Origin of the sequence: Fervidobacterium gondwanense DSM 13020, from assembly GCF_900143265.1 — a bacterium.
Lineage (GTDB): Bacteria > Thermotogota > Thermotogae > Thermotogales > Fervidobacteriaceae > Fervidobacterium > Fervidobacterium gondwanense.
Window position 1 is genome coordinate 46858 of sequence record NZ_FRDJ01000001.1, and the last position, 20526, is coordinate 67383.

General features: G+C 42.1%; 18 protein-coding genes and 1 pseudogene. 8 read left to right on the forward strand and 11 right to left on the reverse strand.

The genetic code is table 11. The features are described 5' to 3' along the window. Positions 1–88: 88 nt before the first annotated feature. From BUA11_RS10405 to BUA11_RS00245, 9 genes and pseudogenes are all read right to left on the reverse strand, one after another. A pseudogene (locus BUA11_RS10405) lies at positions 89–637 on the reverse strand (undecaprenyl/decaprenyl-phosphate alpha-N-acetylglucosaminyl 1-phosphate transferase); the annotation flags it as partial. Positions 638–656: 19 nt separating this feature from the next. Next, positions 657–1577, reverse strand: a complete 921-nt coding sequence (mraY, locus tag BUA11_RS00210) for a phospho-N-acetylmuramoyl-pentapeptide-transferase (RefSeq protein WP_072757133.1) — start codon at positions 1575–1577, stop codon at positions 657–659. Positions 1578–1579: 2 nt separating this feature from the next. Further along, positions 1580–2845 carry a UDP-N-acetylmuramoyl-tripeptide--D-alanyl-D-alanine ligase gene (locus BUA11_RS00215; RefSeq protein ID WP_072757799.1) on the reverse strand — a complete coding sequence of 422 codons (1266 nt, stop codon included), beginning with the start codon at positions 2843–2845 and terminating at the stop codon, positions 1580–1582. 5 nt (positions 2846–2850) lie between these two features. Next, complete coding sequence (locus BUA11_RS00220; RefSeq protein ID WP_072757136.1) at positions 2851–4344, reverse strand: UDP-N-acetylmuramoyl-L-alanyl-D-glutamate--2,6-diaminopimelate ligase; 1494 nt, start codon at positions 4342–4344, stop codon at positions 2851–2853. A 146-nt stretch (positions 4345–4490) separates the two neighbouring features. After that, complete coding sequence (locus BUA11_RS00225) at positions 4491–5897, reverse strand: glycosyltransferase (RefSeq protein WP_245789389.1); 1407 nt, start codon at positions 5895–5897, stop codon at positions 4491–4493. Between the two features lie 29 nt (positions 5898–5926). After that, positions 5927–6847 (reverse strand): carbohydrate kinase family protein, encoded by a 921-nt coding sequence (locus BUA11_RS00230; protein WP_072757138.1) that lies wholly within the window; start codon positions 6845–6847, stop codon positions 5927–5929. Between the two features lie 45 nt (positions 6848–6892). After that, positions 6893–7738: a carbohydrate ABC transporter permease gene (locus BUA11_RS00235; RefSeq protein ID WP_072757140.1), complete on the reverse strand. Its 846-nt coding sequence runs from the start codon at positions 7736–7738 to the stop codon at positions 6893–6895. Positions 7739–7765: 27 nt separating this feature from the next. Then, a complete protein-coding gene (locus BUA11_RS00240) occupies positions 7766–8614 on the reverse strand; it encodes a carbohydrate ABC transporter permease (protein ID WP_072757802.1) in 849 nt (282 codons plus the stop codon). A gap of 173 nt (positions 8615–8787) precedes the next feature. Next, on the reverse strand, positions 8788–10032 hold the full coding sequence (locus tag BUA11_RS00245; protein ID WP_072757142.1) for an ABC transporter substrate-binding protein: 1245 nt from the start codon (positions 10030–10032) through the stop codon (positions 8788–8790). A 303-nt stretch (positions 10033–10335) separates the two neighbouring features. Between BUA11_RS00245 and BUA11_RS00250 the strand changes: the two genes are divergently transcribed. The 8 genes from BUA11_RS00250 to BUA11_RS00285 all read left to right on the forward strand — a co-directional run bounded on the left by BUA11_RS00250 (position 10336) and on the right by BUA11_RS00285 (position 17841). Beyond that, positions 10336–11556, forward strand: a complete 1221-nt coding sequence (locus BUA11_RS00250; RefSeq protein ID WP_072757144.1) for a glycosyltransferase — start codon at positions 10336–10338, stop codon at positions 11554–11556. 71 nt (positions 11557–11627) lie between these two features. Then, entirely contained in the window at positions 11628–12743 is a 1116-nt protein-coding gene (locus BUA11_RS00255; RefSeq protein ID WP_084634266.1) for an ROK family transcriptional regulator, read from the forward strand. A 29-nt stretch (positions 12744–12772) separates the two neighbouring features. Continuing rightward, complete coding sequence (gene udk, locus BUA11_RS00260; RefSeq protein WP_072757149.1) at positions 12773–13378, forward strand: uridine kinase; 606 nt, start codon at positions 12773–12775, stop codon at positions 13376–13378. Positions 13379–13545: 167 nt separating this feature from the next. Continuing rightward, positions 13546–14841 carry a tRNA (N6-isopentenyl adenosine(37)-C2)-methylthiotransferase MiaB gene (gene miaB / locus BUA11_RS00265; protein ID WP_072757151.1) on the forward strand — a complete coding sequence of 432 codons (1296 nt, stop codon included), beginning with the start codon at positions 13546–13548 and terminating at the stop codon, positions 14839–14841. Between the two features lie 46 nt (positions 14842–14887). Beyond that, positions 14888–15526 carry a hypothetical protein gene (locus BUA11_RS00270; RefSeq protein ID WP_072757153.1) on the forward strand — a complete coding sequence of 213 codons (639 nt, stop codon included), beginning with the start codon at positions 14888–14890 and terminating at the stop codon, positions 15524–15526. Between the two features lie 18 nt (positions 15527–15544). Then, positions 15545–16339 (forward strand): 16S rRNA (adenine(1518)-N(6)/adenine(1519)-N(6))-dimethyltransferase RsmA, encoded by a 795-nt coding sequence (gene rsmA, locus BUA11_RS00275; protein WP_342742940.1) that lies wholly within the window; start codon positions 15545–15547, stop codon positions 16337–16339. A gap of 25 nt (positions 16340–16364) precedes the next feature. After that, positions 16365–17168, forward strand: coding sequence for a Cof-type HAD-IIB family hydrolase (locus BUA11_RS00280; RefSeq protein WP_072757157.1), 804 nt, complete (start codon positions 16365–16367; stop codon positions 17166–17168). A 43-nt stretch (positions 17169–17211) separates the two neighbouring features. Beyond that, positions 17212–17841, forward strand: coding sequence for a hypothetical protein (locus tag BUA11_RS00285; protein WP_245789391.1), 630 nt, complete (start codon positions 17212–17214; stop codon positions 17839–17841). A 14-nt stretch (positions 17842–17855) separates the two neighbouring features. On the opposite strand, the gene BUA11_RS00290 is transcribed toward BUA11_RS00285, so the two are convergent. Both BUA11_RS00290 and xylB read right to left on the reverse strand, forming a co-directional pair. Beyond that, the gene (locus BUA11_RS00290) at positions 17856–18998 is read right to left on the reverse strand and encodes an ROK family transcriptional regulator (RefSeq protein ID WP_084634268.1); all 1143 of its coding nucleotides are present in this window, start codon (positions 18996–18998) and stop codon (positions 17856–17858) included. 31 nt (positions 18999–19029) lie between these two features. After that, positions 19030–20526 carry a xylulokinase gene (gene xylB / locus BUA11_RS00295; protein ID WP_245789392.1) on the reverse strand — a complete coding sequence of 499 codons (1497 nt, stop codon included), beginning with the start codon at positions 20524–20526 and terminating at the stop codon, positions 19030–19032.

Sequence of the window (20526 nt, forward strand, 5' to 3'; positions counted from 1 at the left end):
AGGCTATTTCATATAGCGGGTAACCGAAAAATACACCGATCTTAATTGCTTCATTTGGTAATCTATCGCTCGAAAGTAGCAGATAAGCTATCAAAAATGCTCCCGAATCGCCCATGAAGAGTTTTTCCGCCATGTTGAAGAGTAGTAGTATAAAGAGTATTTGAAGCATTGAAAAATTAAGAGTAAAGGCAAAGTATATCAGGGAAAGAGCTAACAACAAACCATTTATTCCATCTACCAAATTAAATGCGTTCATCAATGCTATGAACAGCAGGAAGGTTATTACCTTATCGAAAGCTACATTTCCAAATAGAACAAAGTGAGTTGATTGGATAAAAAGCAAACCAAGGAGGAACTGAAAGAGCAGTTTGGCATAGTAGTGTATCTCTAACAGATCATCTATTAATCCGATAGCAAAGGCTATATGTATCGGGAGGCTTTCTACCAAATTCCAGTTATTGATATTCTTGTAGATAACCCAAGTGTAAAGTACCAAACCTCCGACGAGCGGAACCGGTTTACTGTGGTTCTTTCTTTTGTCGGGGTATTCAAGTAATATTTTCGTTTTCTTGGAAAACATTATGAAGAAGATGGTTACTACTATAGCAAAGAAAAAATCAAACAGTATTCTGTCCATCCCATCCCTCTGAAAACGATTAAAACGTTAAGAAACTTGCAATGTAAAGTATTGCTATCGCCAAATTCCAAGCACTGAAGACTCCAACTATCTTCTCTTCTTTCCACCCGAGCAGTTCGAAATGGTGGTGAATAGGCGCCATTCTGAAAATTCTTTTATTTCTGAGCTTGAAAGAGCTTACCTGCAAGATAACGCTTATCGTTTCAAGGAGGAATATCGAAGTGAAGAACAACAGTGCAAGCTCATTGCTTGTCATGAGCGCGTAAGTTGAGATATAGGCGCCAAGTGCGAGCGATCCTGTATCGCCCATAAATACTCTTGCAGGTCTTGTGTTGTATACCAAAAATGCAAGAACTGGCATAACGAGTACGAATATAGCTCCAAGCTCAATTCTATTCTTTGCAAAGAGTGCGAAAGGTAGAGCGCTCGTTACAAAAACCCAACCTGCAAGTCCGTCGATACCATCTGTTAGGTTGGTGGCGTTAGAATAGCCGGAAATGAGGAGCATCGTGAATATGTAAAAAACCCACTTTGGCACGTCTATCCCAAAAATCGTACTTTCCCTATACTGCAAAACGCTGTATGCGACCCAGACTGAAAAAAGCATCTGCAATCCGAGTTTTTGCCATGCCTTTAATCCAAGCGACCTTTTTTTCACTATGCTCACAAAATCATCGAGAAATCCTATGAACCCGTAGAATATGAGCGTTAAGATAAGTTCCTTGGGTAAACCGAGCAAGAAACTCGTTATAATCGCAATTGAGAGGAAAACGATGCCGCCTGCAGTCGGTGTGCCTTCTTTGTAGTTGTGCAGATCCGGACCTTCCTGTCTTATGTACTGCCCGAGCTTTAGTTTTTTCATGTACTCGATGAATTTTGGATAAACTAAGAGCCCGACGATAAATTCAATAAAGAAGATTATGCTGTAAAGGACTACCATCCTTATTGCCTCCCCATTATATTTTCAACGACCTTATCAAGCTCCACTGCCCGAGATGCTTTGAAGTATACTGTTCCAGCGAAATCACTACGTAGGATCTTTTCCTCGATGAACCTTACAACTTCGTCGAAGCTTGTACTTCTAAATGTAAGGTTAGAAGGTGTAATATCTTTCGATTCTTCCTCTTTATCGTAAACTATAACACCGTCCATCCTTTCTAACAATTCTGATAGCATTTTATGATATTGCTTTGAAAATTCGCCAAGCTCTTTCATGGCACCGACCACAGCATAAATAGGTTTTGGAAAATTCTCAACCAATTCTTCAATCGCTATCTTGAAAGACTCATAGCTTGCATTGTATGTGTCGTCGATAAGATATCCATTTTGATAACGGTGGACGTTGAACCTACCCTTCAACGGTTTGAAACCGTACAGTGCAGTAGGATTGAAGAAGATATCCAGCATATCAGCAACGGAGAAGGCAACAAGAACAGACAGAGCCATAGCCTTTGTCCAGTAGCCTTTCAAAGAATAATAGAACTCACCCTCTGAAGTTTCAAATGTTAGAATTGTGGAATCGCCATCAAACTTCTTGTCTTTAAGGATGTAATCACCGCCAGAGGTTCCGAAATATCTGCACTTTTCACATCTCATTCGCTCGTCATCGTAATTCACCAAACTCTGCTTTGAATTCTCAACTATCTGCCATTTGCCTTTGAAGATGTTCTCTAAACTACCCGCAACACCAACGTGTGCACTACCAACATTGAGAAGCACCCCAATATCCGGTGGAAAGAGCTTACAAAGGTATTCAATATCACCAACAACTCTTTGAGCCATCTCAAGAACGAGCAGCGGCTCGCCTTTGTAATTATTTATTATCGCAAGAGGCAATCCTATCTCGGAATTAAGATTTCCCTCGTTTTTGAATGTTGGAACTTCCGCACCAAGAACTGCAGCAACAATTTCCTTAGTTGTTGTTTTTCCGTTCGAGCCCGTGATACCTACAATTCTGGGCTTAAAATTCTCTACAATCTTGCTCGCGTATTGTCCTAAGAATTCTACTGTATTTGGGACTACAACCTGATTTTCAAGTCCAACATCCCGTTCAACGACAACTGCAAATGCACCGGCATCGACTGCTTGCTTTGCAAAATCATGCCCGTCAACTCGGTTGCCTTTTATAGCGATGAAAACATCTCCTGGCTTAACTTCTCGGGAATCTATAACAAATCTGTGACCAACGAGTTCTTTGAGACTTATCATCTTTCTCAACTATCCCTTCCGTGATTTTTGTTGATTTTTGAAAGTATTATATCGAGCGTTACATCCCTATCCTTAAACGGTATCTTGAGCGTATCTGTGAAGATCTGATACGGCTCGTGGCCTCTACCGGTTATCAGGACTATATCTCCACGCGTTGCGAGAGTTATGGCAGTATCTATTGCCTCTCGCCTATCCATAACGGTTAAAGATAGTGAGTTCGGTTGAACTCCCTTTTCAACCTCTTTTATAATTTGCTCTGGATCCTCGCCGCGTGGGTCATCCGTTGTCAGAATTGCTATGTCTGCGAGTTTCGTGACGACCTCTGCCATCATGGGTCTTTTACCTCTATCAGCCTGTCCACCTGCACCGTATACTACTATTACCCTTCCCTTTGCAAGTTTACGAGCACTAAGAATTACCTTCTCCAGAGCATCTGGTGAGTGAGCAAAATCTATTATCACGTCAATTCCGAGTTTCTTAGCTTCAGGGACGGGTTCAAATCGCCCGTCGACCCCTCTGAAAGTCGAGATATAGCTTATTATTTCATCTATTTCATAGCCCATTTCAACCAATCCAGCAAGAACCAAGGTTACATTATAAGCATTGTACTCGCCAATCATCTGGGTGTAGACTTTTTTCGTGCCAAACGGGGAACTTAGCATGAAAGTCGTACCGTTTAGCGATGTTGTTACATCTGAAATCCTGTACTTAGCTTTTTCGCTCGTACCGAATGTTACGAGTCGCGGAACTGTCTTGGAAGCAGCCAAAGATGCGTAATCTTCGTTCACAACTGCTATTCCATCTTTTTTTAAGAGATCAAAAAGGTGCAGTTTCGCATTGACATAGTGCTCAAAAGTCGGGTGATAATCGAGATGGTCTCGAGTTATATTCGTCAAACCCGCAACATCGAATCTGATAGTTTCAACTCTCGCTTGATCAAGCGAATGCGAAGATACTTCCATTGAGTAATAACTCCCGCCGTTTTTCGCTGTTCTAACCATATTCTCCATGATCGTTAGTGCATCAGGAGTTGTGTTGTGTATGTAGAATTTATCCCCCATTATATCGTTAATCACAGTGCCAGAAAGGCTTCCAGTCAAGCCAAGTTGTTGCATCACGTGGTGGAAGAGGTGTGCACACGTCGTTTTGCCATTAGTTCCTGTTACACCAAAAACAATGAGTTTGTTGTACGGATGTTCGTAGAACGTATCGGCCAAGTAGGCCTCGGCAAGCCTCGAATCGTAAACCTGGACGTATGGAAATCTCGAATCTATCTCTTTCTCGGTAACAAAAGCCAGCACGCCGTTTTCACGATATATCGTATCAACAATCGTGTGCGAATCAAAAGACCTTCCCTGCCTACAAATAAAAAGTGAGCCAGGTTTTGCCTTAGTCGAGTTGTTGTAAATGCCCGTAACTTCAACGTTTTTAAGCTCTTCAGGAATATTCTCAAATACTATGAACTTACCTATCGATTTTAAAAGGTGCCCTAATTTCAAACTCCTCACCTCTTTGAAATACCGAGTAGTAGCTTACTCTAATATTTTATCATCCATGCTTTAATAATTCAACCAAGCTGTTGTAAAAATAAAAAGGGCAGAAAGTGTTCTGCCCTTTCTTAAAGAATATTATTCTTTTAAATACCCTATATGCACTTGATTATCTCAAAAAATCTTTTTATGTCGCCCTCATCTATCGATGTTCGTTTGTTTTCAAGAGCCTTTTGGATGTTTTCTAAATACCCGAGAGCAGTATTTTTCCAGCTGTACTTTCTTGCAGTTTCTAATGATTTTTGCGCATCGAACTGAGTTAAAGCTACATATATTTTGTGTCCGATATCGTGAGTATCTTCCGGATCTATAAGCAACCCCTCACCATTAGCGAATATTTCAGATGGACCTCCGTTCTTTGTAGCAACAACTTTAAGCCCACAGGCGGCAGCCTCGATTATTGCAAGCCCGAATGGCTCATATATCGCCGGAAGTACGAAAACAGAACCCCTCTGTGCGGTGGTTCTGTAAAGCCCTGCTAAGTTTCTTTGATCAGATATGTTCGCAAAAAATACACTAATACCTACTTCATTTCCTGCAACATTTAATATTTCCCTTAGGATCTCTGCTTCTTCGGTGCTGTGTGTGTCTACAAATTTAAAGGCATCGTCAACTCCTCGAACAACTATCAGCAAATTTGCGGAACCTCTGAGTTCTTCATTTTTCATAAACGCCTTCACGACAGCGATATGGTTCTTCTTTCTGTCCAACCTGCTTGACATGATTATAAAAGGCAATTTTTGCCTCTTTACAGGAGCCCTTGCAATTATACCATCTAAATACTTTTTCACATACTCGTCCTCTTGTTTGCTCTCAGTGTTGAATATAGAGCTATTAATCCCAGGAGGAATAACTTTAAACTTATCGCTGTACGGATCAGTATTATAAGCTTTGTGCGAATACTGGACGTATCGTTCCTGACTTGTGCTGCAAACAACGAAAGAAGCATACTTGATAGAGAGATTTTCTGCCAAGAGCCTTACAGAAAACCTGTATTTCTTCTCCGCCTCTTCAACAGAGACGCCGGAAGATAAGATTTTATCCATCTTCCAAGCGCCGAGCGAATGACCTGTAAACGAAAATGGAATGCCAGATTTTTCTAAGAACAACACTCCACTTATACCACCGTCACCGTAGTGTGTTGTCACAAAATCCGGAAATTTCCCTTCAGACTTGTAGAATTCGTATATCTTTTCAACATAGTCAGGCAAGAATTTCCACAAGTCTTCCTTCCTTAAGAACTTTTCACCGCCAAAAGGTATCCTCACAATTCGCACGTTCGGTGCATCCGGGTAGTAATCATACGGTTCTGAAAACTCTGGCCAATCTGGATCGATTATCTGCCTCGTTATGATATCCACTTCGATTCCAATGTCACCCATCGCTTTGGCAACTTCTTTTACGTATACCAGTTGTCCCCCGAAATCCGGGTGTTCGGTAAGGTGGCTGTCGTTTCTATCGAAATTACCTTGTGGATTAAAAAAAGCAACCTTCTTAATCATACTCAAACCCCTTTTCATGATAGTCCTTATCACTCGACCTTGAATTCATTCAAAGGCACATCTGCTCCTACAAATCCGACTATATGACCTGCTACCTTACTTCCAAATTCACAAGCCTTGAAAAAATCGTACCCTTTTGTTAAAGCGTAGTACATACCTGCCCAAAAACCATCACCAGCGCCCGTTGCATCAATAACCTTTTTTGCGGAAGGCGGTATATGAATAATCGTGTTTCCATCTGACGCGTAAGCTCCCATCTTGCCTGCGGTTAAAACAACATATTTCACACCTAACTGATGAAATCGCTCTATATAATATTTGACTTCGTTTTCAACAGGAGAGTTCACACTCAATTCACTCTTGAAAATCGCAATCGCATCATCAAGCGAAGGTTTTGAATATGTTGTGTACCGAAGCATATTCATTACCTTTTCGCTATCAATTTTCCCACATTCAAAAAGCTTATCACGGCAGTTTGGATCAAAACTTACCGATATCCCCTTTTCAAAAGCTGCTTTGACAATTCTCATCGTAAGCTCGTACAAATTGCACCTCGACAGCATCCAACAACTAAAATGCACTATCTTTACTCCTTCAAGGATCTTTTCGATTTCATCATTAGCCAACTCAAGATGTTGATCCGCACCACGAATAACGAAAAAGTCCGGACTGTCAGGCGTCTTCTGAACGAACACCAAAGTAGTTCCGTGGATATTATCTTCTTGAACAAAAGACACATCCACCCCGGACTCTGCGAGCCTTTTCAGAATTCTTCCTCCGATCGGGTCATTTCCCACCCTCGAAAGCATCCTTGAAGGTACGCCGAGTTGTGCACTGTATCGCGCTATATTCCCCGGAGAACCACCAATCTTCAAAACAAAATTCTCCGCATTTTGAAATCGCTCTTCCGTGATAAGGTCCGCAAGCAATTCACCGACAAATAGTACCATCAACAATCCCCCAGACTTAATCAACTCAATGTTCAACAATAGATTTTATCCTTTCACCGCACCCGAACTAAGACCGGCGATAATTCTGTTCTGGAATATAAGCACGAGTGCTACGAGCGGTACAGTGACGATAACAGCCGCAGCCATGAGCTGTCCCCACGGTTGCTCGTACTGACTTCTACCAGCGAACATCGCTATTGCGACAGGTACTGTATAAAAGTCAGGCTTTTGCATAAAGGTGAATGCAAAGAGGAACTCATTCCAAGCGGTTATAAACGTCAAAAGCCCAGTTGCAACAAGACCCGGAGCTGACATTGGAAACACAATCTGAAAGAGAGTGCGAAGTCTTGAACAACCATCTATAGCTGCAGCTTCTTCGATCTCTTTCGGAAGGTCTCTAAAGAAATTCTGCAATATCCAAGTTGTGAGCGGGAGTGTGATAGCCACATACGGCAATATCAAGCCTTGATATGTGTTTATAAACCCAAGCTTTCTCAAAATAACAAACAACGAACCGAGGATAGAAATCTGCGGGAACATACTGACTGCGAGGATCAAAGCCATTACTACAGCTTTCCCTCTCATGTGCAAACGTGCGATCGCATATCCTGCGAATGAGCCAAAGATAAGCGTCGTCAGTGTCGTTATACCTGATACAACAATGCTGTTCCATATGTTCTCGTGGAACGGTCTCTCTTGGAAGACCTTAACGTAATTAGAAAACGTTGGATTTCTTGGGAGAAACGTCGGATTAGGGTCGAAAAGCTCTATATTTGGCTTAAGTGATGAAATAATAGCCCAGTAAAACGGGAAGATACACCAGACTAAGATAAAAACAACTGATAGTATAAGCAAGAAATTCATGATATTTCTCTTTGCTTTAGTTGTCATTTTGATCACCTCTCGAATGCAAACCAATTAATCGAGCTTAAGCTTTAAAGATTTTATATATATTATTGCGAATATTGAAATCAGTAGGAATATAACCACAGAGAGTGCGGAACCGTAGCCAAACCACGCGCCAGTGAACGCCCTATCCATAAGCAGAACCCTGTTGTAGACAGCTAAGGTCTCAGTTCCGACGCTTCCGCGCGTCATTATGAACACAACATCGAATACTCTCAGAGCATCAAGCGTTCTGAATATCAGAGCAACCGCTATCGTTGAACTGAGCATTGGCAAAGTTATCTTTGTAAACCTCTGCCACAAATTCGCTCCATCGATTCTTGCCGCTTCGTAAAGCTCTTCTGGTATCAATTGTAGACCGGCTAAGATCAAAAGTGCCATGAACGGTGTTGTCTTCCACACGTCGACTGCTATTATCGCCCAAAGTGCAGTATCCGGCGAACCCAAAATCGGGAATCCGGGTTCTATTATTCGCAACGTTTCAAGCAATTTGGTCATAATGCCACCCTGGTCGTTAAACATCCACTTCCACATTTGCGAAGAAATCGCAGTAGGAATAGCCCATGGAATAAGCATTGCAGCTCTAACTGCACCTCTAAACTTGAAAGGTTGGTTAACCACGACAGCTATCAGCAACCCAAACAGAGTCTCAAGTGCAACAGAAACAACAGTAAAAACAATTGTTGTTTTCAATGCTGCTAAAAACCTATCATCGTGAAATAAATCCGCGTAATTTTTTAAACCAACAAACTCCTTCTCTATATCAGGCCTCAAACTAAATTCATAGAAACTATCGTAAAAAGTTTTAAAAAGTGGAAAAAATGCGATCACAGATATGACTATCAAAGCTGGCAGCACCATCCACCAAGCTACTACGGTTTCCTTAGTTTTGACCTTCAAAGAGATCCACCTCCCGGATTTAGAACAAAAGAACTTTTTTTGAAAAACCGGGGGTATTCCCCCGGTTATATTTTAGCACTCTTAAAGCTTTTTTTTGCAAGACTATTTAGGAAGATGTAGGATATGAGACTATCTTATTTTCCAAGCACCTTGTTAAGCTCTTTTGCCATGTCTTCAATTGCTTTTTGTGGGGTTGTCTGTTTTGTAAGTGCTGCGTGTACGTATTTCTGGATTACATCGGAAATTTCGCTGTATTTCGCTGTTCTTGGTCTTGGAGCTGCGTTAATGAACATACCGTACAATTCAACCATGAATGGAGCTGCTTTCTTGAGTGATGCGTCTTTGTAAACATCCATCATCGTTGGGTTCTGACCTGCGTTGACTGCCTTGTAGAGCTGTTGATCGTATCCTGTGAGGAACTTTACAAGTTTCTTTGCAGCTGCTTTTTCTTCTGGTGTTGCATTCTTGTTGATACCGAGCATCCAACCACCGAGCGTTGCAGCTGACTTTCCAGATGGACCTGCTGGAAGTGGAGCTACGCCGACTTTACCTGCAACTTTTGATTCTTTTGGATCGTTGAGGAGTGCCCATGCGTATGGCCAGTTTCTCATAAAGACTGCTTGACCGTTCTGGAATGCCCTTCTTGCTTCTTCTTCCATGTATGTTGTGACTGCTTGTGGAGAGACTTTGTGTGTGTAAATCAAATCGACCATGAACTGGAGAGCCTTTACAGCTGCTGGGCTGTTGACTATAACGTTTCCTGCATCGTCAAGGACATCTCCGCCAAAGGAAATCAAGTATTCCATAAAGTCACAGACTAAACCTTCGTATCTTGCACCCTGCCATACAAATCCTTGAATGTTCTTTTCCTTCGCTGTTATTGTCTTTGCAATAGTTACGAGTTCGTCCCATGTTTTTGGAGGATTCTTGAATCCATACTTCTCAAGTAAATCCTTTCTGTAGTAAAGCATACCAGCATCTGTGAACCATGGAACTGCGACGATCTTTCCGCCGACTGTTGCTGCCTTAACTGTTCCGGGGAGGAATTTACCAAGCTCGAAGTAATCCTTGTCTGCTGATAAATCTTCAAGGTATGGTGCAAACTCTGCTGGCCAGATAACGTCAAGCATAAGTATCGTTGGTTCCTTTTCACCAGAAGCTAAGTACGTGACATAAAGGTCGTGTCTTTCCGTTGATGAGTTTGGCATTGGCATGACTGAAACTTTAATATCTGGGTTCTGCCTCATGAAAGTATCGAGCTGAGCGTACAATACCTCAAGCTCCTTACCTACCGCACCCGCTGTCATTGTTATGGTTACTCTCGAAAACGCTACCACAGACAGTACCAATAGTAAAGCTACCAATAAAAACTTCTTCATACGTACACCTCCCAAAATGTGATGTGGGTAAATTCGAAATTCAAACTCAGTATATCACAGCCAATCTTGAATAACAAAATATTGCTTTTGTGAGAACGAAAAAACATTTAAAAGATTGGAAAAGATTTGTATCCTTATAGATAGTTATAAGAATTTTTTAGCCAATTTTCATCAAAATTAACCATCGATAATTTATACTAATGTGCGGTAAAATAAGATGAAAATAATATTCGAATTTCGAATATAATATGGAATATTTGAAATAATTTCCAATCTAATCACAAACAGAAGGAGGTAAGGCATATGACGGTAGAACTGCCTATTAAGAAGCTTTCAGACTACAGTATTTTTGCTAAAGAAGACGTTGATGCAATATTCGAACTTGGAAAAGAACTCAAAGGGCTCAAAGTTGTGCACGTAAACGCTACCGCATACGGCGGTGGAGTAGCAGAATTGCTCATGACGATCGTTCCGTTGATGAGAGATGCAGGAATAGATGCTACTTGGGAAGTATTGGAAGCACCTATGGAATTTTTTAACGTCACGAAGAAGTTTCACAACACATTGCAGGGCGCAGATATCGAAATAACCGATGAAGAGTGGGCGCTATATGAAAAAGTCAACGAAGAAAACGCTAAAAAACTCAATCTCGACGCTGACGTAGTGATAATTCACGACCCACAGCCAGCGTATGTACCGCTCTACAGAAATTCACCAAACACAAAATACATCTGGCGCTGTCACATTGACACAAGCACGCCGAATCTGAAGGTATGGGACAGGCTCACTTCGAAGATGACCATCTACCAAAAGGCACTCTTCCATATAATGGACTATGTAAGGGCTCCGTTCGACAAGATAGCCGTAGAATTCCCACCAAGCATCGACCCACTTAGCCCGAAAAATAGAGAGATGAGCCATGGAGAGATGATGGAGGTTGCTGACAGGTACAACATCAACACATCGAAGCCACTTATAACAGTCGTTGCAAGGTTCGACCCCTGGAAAGACCTTTTCTCATCCATCGACGTTTACAGAAAGGTCAAAGAGAAACACGATGTCCAGCTTGCAATCGTGTCTGCGATGGCAAAGGACGATCCAGAAGGATGGTTGTTCTTCGAGGATGTTCTCAGGTACGCTGGTACGGATAAAGATATACTCTTCTTAACTGACCTCAAAGGCGTGAGCCACCTTGAAGTCAACGCTATCCAAAGGCTCTCAACCATTGGCTTGCACACAGCAACGAGGGAAGGCTTTGGACTTGTAATCAGCGAAATGATGTGGAAAGAACACCCAGTCGTTGCAAGACCCGTTGGCGGAGTGAAAATACAGATAGATGACGGTGTCAACGGATACCTCAGAACCGAAGTGAACGACTTGGCGGACGCCATTTCGGAACTTTTGGAAAATAAAACGAAACTTGACGAATTTGGAAAGAAAGCGAAAGAAAAGGTCAGAAGAACATATCTGTCAACTGCCCACGTGAGGAGGTATTTGGAAGTTATAAAGTCTGTTGTTAAATGAAAAATATGATGTATAATAAACACAGCAGAAAATGAAGCAAAGTTTGTTCAAAACATATTGGAGGTATTTTGTTGAAAAACGAAGCCAAGATACTGCTGCAAATCTTGAGACACAAAAAAATAAGGCGCAAGGAGCTTGAGAAAATAATAGGTGTGAACCCCTCCACTATGACTTATCTTCTCGACAAATTGCAAGGATATATAGATATTGAGGAGGAGCTCCCTACTATAGGGAAGCCTCCTCAATTTGTTTCAATATCCAAAAACGCTTGGACTATACTTGCCGTCAGCGTAGGTAGAGAAAAGATTCGAGCAGTTGTCTACAATGGAAAAGGTGAAGAACTCGAAAGTGCTGAATATAGAGTTAAGAGTGAACACTTGAACAATGAAGCAATGAGTGAATTGCTAAAGAGAACAATAGAGAAATTCTACGACTTCGACAGTGTAGGCATCGCATTTTCTGGAAACGTTGTGGATGGAAAAGTGGAATCGCGGATACTAAAATTGAAGAATTACGACCCGGTTAAGTCACTGAAATTAAAATCACTTGGCATACCGTATGTTATAATCTCAGACGTAGAAGCCATCGCAGCGTACGAATCAAAAACCTCAGGCAAGGAAAGAGTCTTTGTTCTGAATTACGGAACGGGCATAGGTGCTTGTTACTACGAATATCATGCGCTCTTCAGCCGCGACGAGTTCAAAAACATACCGCTTGGCCACCTGTACTACGGCGGAAATGAAAAGTGCTATTGCGGAGCGGTCGGTTGTCTTGAAACTGTTGCTTCTGACTACGCGGTATTTAAGAAATTTACGAAACAAGACATTCGCTTCGTTGATTTCATAGAGCATGAGGAAGATTACTGGACAGAATTGAAGCAGATAAGAAACATTACTAAGAACGGTGATGAAAGCGCGATAGCAATTTATAGGAATCTATATAAAGAGGTTGTTGAAAAATTAGCATACGTGCTCGGCAACGCATCGATGCTTTTGGAAGTAGACGAAATTGCAATCTACGGAGAAGGCAGTTCTCCTCTTCTGGCTGAAGCGTTAGAAGAGAAGATTAATAGCCTTTCACCGAACTTCAACGTATCAGTAAGGCATGGTAGTGTTTCAGACGCTGTTGAAAGAGGCATATCCTTAGAAGCAGCGGTCAATCTCGTTAGACGGAAATTCTCAAAATAGAGACTTTGAAAGAATTTGGAGGTTTTGTTATGTACATCATCTTGGTTGGTGGCGGTACTGGTTCTGGTAAGACGACAGTTGCAAAACGCATAATGGAATCGATAGGTTCTGACAAATGCGTAATGCTCCCTATGGATAATTACTACAAAGACATGTCGCACCTTCCGTTGGAAGAAAGAAAAAAATACAACTACGACCACCCGGACATGATCGAGCATACGCTCATCGTAAAGCACGTAAAAGAACTGCTGACAGGCAAGTCAGTGGACCTTCCGGACTACGACTTCGCACAGTACACAAGAACGGAAAACAACATCAAAGTAGATCCGAAACCTATCCTTTTAATCGAAGGTATCTTCGCACTTTATTACGACGAACTACGTGCACTTGCAGACCTCAAAATATACGTCGACACTGAAGGTGACGAAAGATTCATCAGAAGACTGCAAAGAGATATCTTCGAAAGGGGAAGAACGATAGAATCCGTAATCAACCAATACTTGAACACCGTAAAACCCATGCACGATGCTTACGTTGAACCTACGAAGAAACATGCAGACATAATAATTCCACGCGGTGGTTACAACGACAAAGCGATTGAGGTAGTCGTCGAGTACATACAAAATCTCATCTGATATATAAACTAACGAAAACGAATGTGGGCAGGTTACCCTGCCCACTTTTTTCTTTAATTTATCTATTCTTATTAATCTCTTAACTTGGTAAATCATTGAAATTCGTTCGCAATTAGGCTATAATTACTTTGATAAATTGGGAGAAGTATAACGCGAGGAGGTCTTGCATGAAAGTACATATCTTCACCTACGGTTGCCAGATGAACGAAAACGACACGGAAATCGCAAAGCAATTGCTTCTAAATGAAGGTTTTGAAATAACAGACAGCGAAGACGACGCCGATGTTGTTATCCTCAATACATGTGCGGTTAGGAAGAAATCGGAAGAAAAGGTATATAGCCACATAGGCAAACTGAAGAAGAAGGGCAAGAAAATAGGAATAATGGGATGCGTTGCGGAGAAGGAAAAAGAGAACCTCTTCAAAAGAGGCGTCTCTTTCGTTCTCGGAACGCGCGCATTGGCTGAGATTCCGCAGGCAGTCCAAAATGCTAAGAATGGTAGTAGACACGCATACTTTGACGATACGTTGAGCGAAATAGAGTACCACAAAGTCGAAACGAGGAGCTCAAAACACCACGCGTGGATAACAATAATCTATGGCTGTGATAGATTCTGCACTTATTGTATAGTCCCATACACAAGAAGCAGGGAAAAATCAAGAACGTTAGAGAGTGTTTTGACAGAAGTTCGAGCACTGGTAGATAAGGGATACAAAGAATTCACATTCCTTGGCCAAAACGTAGATGCTTACGGAAAAGATTTGGGCGATGGAACATCACTTGCCAAATTGTTGAGAGAGGCTTCAAAGATAGAACGTATTAAAAGACTCTGGTTCCTCACATCATACCCGACGGACTTTTCACTCGAAATACCACAAGCCATGCTTGAGAGCGAAAAAATAGCAAGGTCAGTGCACTTGCCAGTCCAACACGGCAGCAACAAGATACTTAAGGCAATGAACAGGAGATACACCAGAGAAGAATACATACAACTTATCCAGGATATAAGGAAAATAGTTCCTGATGCCTCAATTTCGAGTGATATAATTGTAGGATTTCCGGGAGAAACCGACGAAGACTTCGAAGACACTGTTAACCTTGTGAAAGAACTAAAATTCGAAAGGCTCAACCTCGCAGTCTACTCTCCACGCGAGGGCACGGTTGCGTGGAAGTACTACAAAGACAATGTACCTTACAAAACAAAAGTTAGAAGGATGTCTTACCTTCTAAACTTGCAAAAATTCATCAACAAAGAGCTCAATGAGGCGTACAAAGATAAAACGGTGGAAGTGATTGTAGAAGCCCAAGCAAAGAACGGGCTTTTCTACGGACGAGATATCAGGAATAAAATCATCTCATTCGAAGGAAGTAATGAACTGATAGGGAAAAGTGTATTAGTGAAGGTAAACAAGATAACCGCAGGTCCTCTGTACGGCACTATCGAAAAAGTTTTGGATTTCTAAGCATTTTCTAAGTTTGTTGGTGTATCATATCTGCGGAGGTGGTAATATGCGAAAATACATCTTAAAACTCTTCCTACTACTGAACGTTCTCTTAGTTACTTCCGTATTCTTCGGTGCAGAATACGTTGCCCGCATCGGCGAAATGGAGCTTGGCAGAATCAAGACCCAGCTAACGAAGAATGGATGGGTAAGCGTTAGCGAAATACAGTACGGCGAGACGTACTTAGTTGAGACGCGAACGCTTTACGGTGCAAACGGAATGTTCCAAATCTACGAAGCTACTTTCAAAACAGGTGGAGAAATTGTTGCGAAGATACTCGCAACTCAAAAGATGATGAAGACTACAATAACGCTTTACGCTTACTATGATCCGAAGAACCCGTCGGTTAAAACGTTCAGCTTTTCGGAGCCTAATTTGGTGATCCTTGACAACAACTTCATAATACCGCACTTCGAGATGATGCTGAAAATGCCTCATCCGAAGTTCCAGATCCTCATCCCGCAAGCTCTCTTCAATCCATCGAAAACTGAGAAGGCTTCGGGCATCGCTGAACTCAAACGGTTGGAAAAAGATATTTACGTGCTGAGCTACGAAGGTACTGATATAAAGATAATAACTGATAAAGATGGCATAGTGAAGATGGAATATTCCAACGGCATCACTGTTGAAAGGGTGAAGAAATAACTGAAAACATCTGACTACTTGAAAAAGTACGGAGTAACGCTTAAAAAATCGCTCGGGCAAAACTTCTTGTCGAACGAAACATTCGCCGAAAAGATCGTTCAGCTGTCGGAAATCGAGAAAACGGATACCGTCCTTGAAATAGGAGCTGGAGCTGGAACATTAACGGTTGCACTTGCACAAACAGGTGCAACTATTTTTGCTATTGAAATAGATGAGAGGATGCGACCAATACTCCAAGAAAGATTACTCACATACGAAAACGTCCACCTCATATTTTCAGACTTTCTCGCGTTAGATACATCTTTCTTGCCTGATGGCTATAAATGCGTCTCGAACATCCCGTACTACATTACAGCGCCGATACTCAAAAAATTACTCTTCACAAATTTCAAATTCCTCACAATCATGATGCAAAAAGAAGTTGGCGAGAGATTGCTTGAAAAACCCGGTAGCTCAAACCGCGGATTTCTAACTGTCGTGCTCCAAACCGTCGCAAACGTACAAAAGGTGCTTACAGTTCCAAAGAGCGCTTTTGTGCCGAATCCAGATGTCGACAGCGTTGTACTGAAAATGACAAGAAAAGAACAGTTACCATTTTCAGACAATTATGAACTTGAATCTTACTGGAATTTAGTTTCGAACGCATTCTCTCAGAAAAGAAAGACAATCTACAATAATCTAAAGACGTTTATTGACGATAAACAAAAGATAGAGGAAATACTCTTAAAAGCAGGTGTTCAGCCGAACGAAAGACCGGAAGGACTGACTGAAGAACAGTTCGTAGCGCTGTGGAGAGAATGGAAAAGAATATAGGTGAAAATTTTTGGAGGGAAGCAGATTGAAAAGAACATTTGTCTTCGACTTAGACGGCACAGTGCTGAATTCAAAGAACGAATTTCCTCAAGAAACGAAGCGAATAGTTTTGAACATACTGGAAAACGGGGATAATGTTGTATTCGCAACTGGAAGAATGCACATCTCCGCAAAAAAACTCTTAGAAAACGTATTTGGAAAAGACATTTTCCCCATAATCTCATACAACGGAGCAGTAATATATCTTCCTGAAAAGGGATTTATATTTGAAAAAACGCTCGACATGGAAACCTCATACAGAGTCATCGATTTTCTCAGAGAAAGAAACACTCACGTTCAAACCTACGTTGATGACCTGCTGTACAGCGAAAAGGACGATGACGAAATAAAGCTCTACTCAAAACACGCGGATGTACCGTATTACGTGGTCGACGATTTGAAAGCTCTTCCACACCCTCCGATCAAAATATTGGCAGTTGGCGAGGCTGAGAAGCTTGACTTGATGATAGAACCACTGAAATCGATAGTCGATGGCAGAGCAAACGTATTCAAGAGCTTTTCCATATTCCTCGACATAGTACCGTCCGATGCTAACAAAGGTATAGCTTTGCAATTCTTGGCTGAGCATCTCAATTTCGATTTGTCGAAAACAATAGTCTTTGGTGACAATGAAAACGACATATACATGTTCAACGTAGCGGGCATGAAGATAGCGGTTGAAAATGCAGTTGAAAAATTGAAAGAGGTGGCTGATTTTGTCAGCAAGTCGAATGAAGAGAACGGTGTTCTTCACGCTTTTAATACTCTTTTCCCTGAGTATACACGGTAGGAATTTCCTGTGTACAAATAGATTGGAAGATTTCCTGAAAGACGTGAGCCTACTCACGCTCGGAAGTCTCGGGAACACTTCGTTAGCCCAAGAAGTTGGGCAGTATGTAGGAAGTGTTGCAAAACAAGATGGTTACAGCTACTATCTTATTGGACCACTCGACACACTGAGTGTTGATGACAACGACTATTTCTACCGAGTGAATAAATCGCCATTCATAACCGCTGACATATACGAAAAATTCGCAACTGGGCTTGGCAACGCAGGGATAATACCCGTATTCGACGGCAGAGGGAAAATCGACACAAACCTCGTCTCTTCCTTGGTAACACGAAAACTCACATATCCCGTCCTTGTCGAAGACGAAGGAAAGGCGAATTTGTTGCGCGCATTGGGATACAAGGCGGTATTCATTGTCGAAGAAAACGGCGAGTACAAATTTCTCAATAGTATTCCCGTGAGCTTGTACTGGAAAATCCCTGTTCAGAACCCTGAAGAGCTCCGGAAAAAAGTGTTACTGAACTCAATAATATACCTTGGACCGGGCGAGGTACAAATCAGAAAATCGTTCGTAACGTCCGGCGTTGTTGTCTTTTCAGATGAGGAATTTGTAATCTCAGAAGCTAAAAAGGCACTTGAAAAAAGAACAGCACCCGGTAGGGTGCCGTGGTGAATTAGTTTTTCTCGTTATCTTATATTGTCTATAACATACTCTATCGCACAGATGCTTGCACCGACTAAGTTTGAGCTGATATCTCGAAAGATGGAAGGCATGATGATGACTTTGGACGCAGCAGGTTTCAAAGCCTTCTTCCTGACAACAGAAATCAACTGCCGATAGAAATACTCAGGCATTCCTATAATCTCCCCGCCGAGTACTATAGCTTCTGCATTCACCGCGTTGATGATATTCACTATACCCTCACCAAGATTAGTAGCCATGTCGAGCAATATCTGTCTTGCTTCAGGCATCTTTGACAAGCTCTTAAAATCGGTGATTTGATGGTTTTTCAGTTCTTTTCTTGCTCTTCCCAAAGCGTATCTGATGGACGAGTACAGCTCCCAGCAGCCTGTCTTCCCGCAGTGGCAGGATTTATCGGAGTTAATATCCATCGTCATGTGTCCAAACTCGCCAGCCGAAAAGAACTTACCTCGGAAGAGCTTGCCGTTCAGCATAACCCCAGTACCTACACCTTCTCTTACCAGAACGAAGACTATGTCGTTCACATTGGACAAAGCCTTCGAATAATACTTTTCAGCGAGGACCGAAAGATTCGCCTCGTTGTCCGCCATTATCGGCACTTCGATATCCAAGTACTTACCAATCTCTACATCACGCCATTCCAAATTAGGCGCGGTAATTATTATACCCTTATCTGTATCGACGATACCTGGAATAGAAAGTACGACAAGCGATATATCGAACAGCTTCTTCAAATTGTGATAGTAATACTTCACTTTCTCAAAGAATTTTGAATAATCCTTTGGTGTCTTGAAAGTTTCAATAACCTTTATCGTTCCGTCGTAAAACCCGAGCGCAGCTGTTGAGTACGTAACGCCGACATCGAAGAGCAGGGCGATATGATAATCAGGATTTACCTTAAGCGATATCTTCTTTCTACCTGGAGAATCGCTCACCATAACACCCGCTTCGAAGATATGCCCTTCGGCTATGAGCTCGTTGACCAGCCTTGTGACACTGCTTGCCTTCAAGCCGGTCACTTCTGAGATGTCGTTCCTCGATATCGGCTTTCTTCTATGAAGGAGTCTCAGGATGATCTTCTTGTTCAGGATCTTTATATTACTGCTGTCGTACTTGCTGATCGACAAAGGTTATCACCTCGTTGTGTTTTCTGTTAGGTTATTCGTATGATCTTGCCACACTTTCGAACGCACCTTTCAATGAATGATAAAGCGATTTGAAAATCTCATAATTGCGCTCGTAAATCTCGTGCCTCTCCTTGTTAGGTTCTGTGCTATCTGTAATAGAAATCCACTCCTTAGCTACCTTATCGGGCGCATTCCCACTTACAGCTGAGTACGCAAGAATAGCCGCACCGTAAGCTCCGCCTTCTTTACTTGAAACTTTAACGAGTCTTTTTCCAATAACATCAGCGATTATCTGCGTCCAGACCTTGCTCTTTGACCCACCGCCCGTAATCCTAAACTCTTTTACGTTCGCTGATGGTATATGCACGTAGCAATCTTTCAATCCGTACGCAACGCCTTCATATATAGCTTTGTAAATCTCAAAACGGTTGTGCGCCGAACTCAAGCCGAAGAGCACACCCCTTGCATTTGGGTCTCTGTGCGGTGTGCGTTCCCCGTTAAGGTATGGCAAAAAGAAAAGGCCACGCGCCCCGGCGGGCACTCTATCAACCTCACTATTAATAATATCATAATCTCTGAAATCTGTGATATCGTTGAACCAGTCTAAGGAATTCGTAGCAGACAGCATAACTCCCATGTAGTAATTGACACCATCGACTACGTGTGCAAAGACGTGAACCCTACCTTCTTCATCCGGCTTTGCCGTAGGTGTTGGAACAAGCACAGTTCCAGAAGTTCCAACACTCACCATCGCCGTATCATAATCCGTAACACCTACACCCAGCGCTGCACAAGCGTTGTCTGCACCACCTGGCACTACTATAATCTCTTCATCCAACCCCAACTCATAGGCTGTTTCAGGCGTAATCTTGCCAACGATACTGTTTGATTTCTTGATTTCAGGAAGCTGTTCTACTTTTAAGTTAAGAATCTCCAAAATCTCATTATTCCATTCCCTTTTTCTTATATCGTATATCGCCGTTCCGGAGGCATCGGAATGCTCAGTTGAATACACATTCGTCAATTTGAAATTTATAAAATCCTTCGGAAGCATGAACATGTGTGATTTTGTAAAAACCTCCGGGTAATTTCTCGAGAGCCACAATATCTTCCCAGCTGTGAATCCTGTCAATATAGGGTTGCCTGTAATCTCTATAGCCTTGTGCTCCCCGCCAAGCTTTTGTGTTATCTCATCGCACTCTTTACCTGTTCTCTGATCGCACCAGAGTATCGAATTAAAGAGCGGCTCGCCCGATTTATCCACCGCAACGAGGCTGTGCATCTGCCCACTTGTGGAAATCGCACTGATTCTAATGCCGTGCTCTCTGGCATATGTCGAGAGGCTTTTCAATACAACCTTAACACCATTCCACCACTCGTTCGGATCTTCTTCTGCCCAACCTGGTTTTGGAGATATCAGCTTCAGAGGGTAATCTGATTTAGTCAATATATTACCGTCTTCATCTACCAAGATTCCCTTAATTGCGGTGGTGCCGACATCAAGCCCAACGACGCATATCTTGCTCAC

What these genes read in the sequence shown, in the direction of transcription:
- mraY (WP_072757133.1), bottom strand. Translation starts at nt 1,577, where the DNA reads ATGGTAGTCCTTTACAGCATAATCTTCTTTATTGAATTTATCGTCGGG.
- udk (WP_072757149.1), top strand. Translation starts at nt 12,773, where the DNA reads ATGTACATCATCTTGGTTGGTGGCGGTACTGGTTCTGGTAAGACGACA.
- BUA11_RS00225 (WP_245789389.1), bottom strand. Translation starts at nt 5,897, where the DNA reads ATGATTAAGAAGGTTGCTTTTTTTAATCCACAAGGTAATTTCGATAGA.
- BUA11_RS00240 (WP_072757802.1), bottom strand. Translation starts at nt 8,614, where the DNA reads ATGGTGCTGCCAGCTTTGATAGTCATATCTGTGATCGCATTTTTTCCA.
- miaB (WP_072757151.1), top strand. Translation starts at nt 13,546, where the DNA reads ATGAAAGTACATATCTTCACCTACGGTTGCCAGATGAACGAAAACGAC.
- BUA11_RS00245 (WP_072757142.1), bottom strand. Translation starts at nt 10,032, where the DNA reads ATGAAGAAGTTTTTATTGGTAGCTTTACTATTGGTACTGTCTGTGGTA.
- BUA11_RS00270 (WP_072757153.1), top strand. Translation starts at nt 14,888, where the DNA reads ATGCGAAAATACATCTTAAAACTCTTCCTACTACTGAACGTTCTCTTA.
- BUA11_RS00235 (WP_072757140.1), bottom strand. Translation starts at nt 7,738, where the DNA reads ATGACAACTAAAGCAAAGAGAAATATCATGAATTTCTTGCTTATACTA.
- BUA11_RS00250 (WP_072757144.1), top strand. Translation starts at nt 10,336, where the DNA reads ATGACGGTAGAACTGCCTATTAAGAAGCTTTCAGACTACAGTATTTTT.
- BUA11_RS00230 (WP_072757138.1), bottom strand. Translation starts at nt 6,847, where the DNA reads ATGGTACTATTTGTCGGTGAATTGCTTGCGGACCTTATCACGGAAGAG.
- BUA11_RS00215 (WP_072757799.1), bottom strand. Translation starts at nt 2,845, where the DNA reads ATGATAAGTCTCAAAGAACTCGTTGGTCACAGATTTGTTATAGATTCC.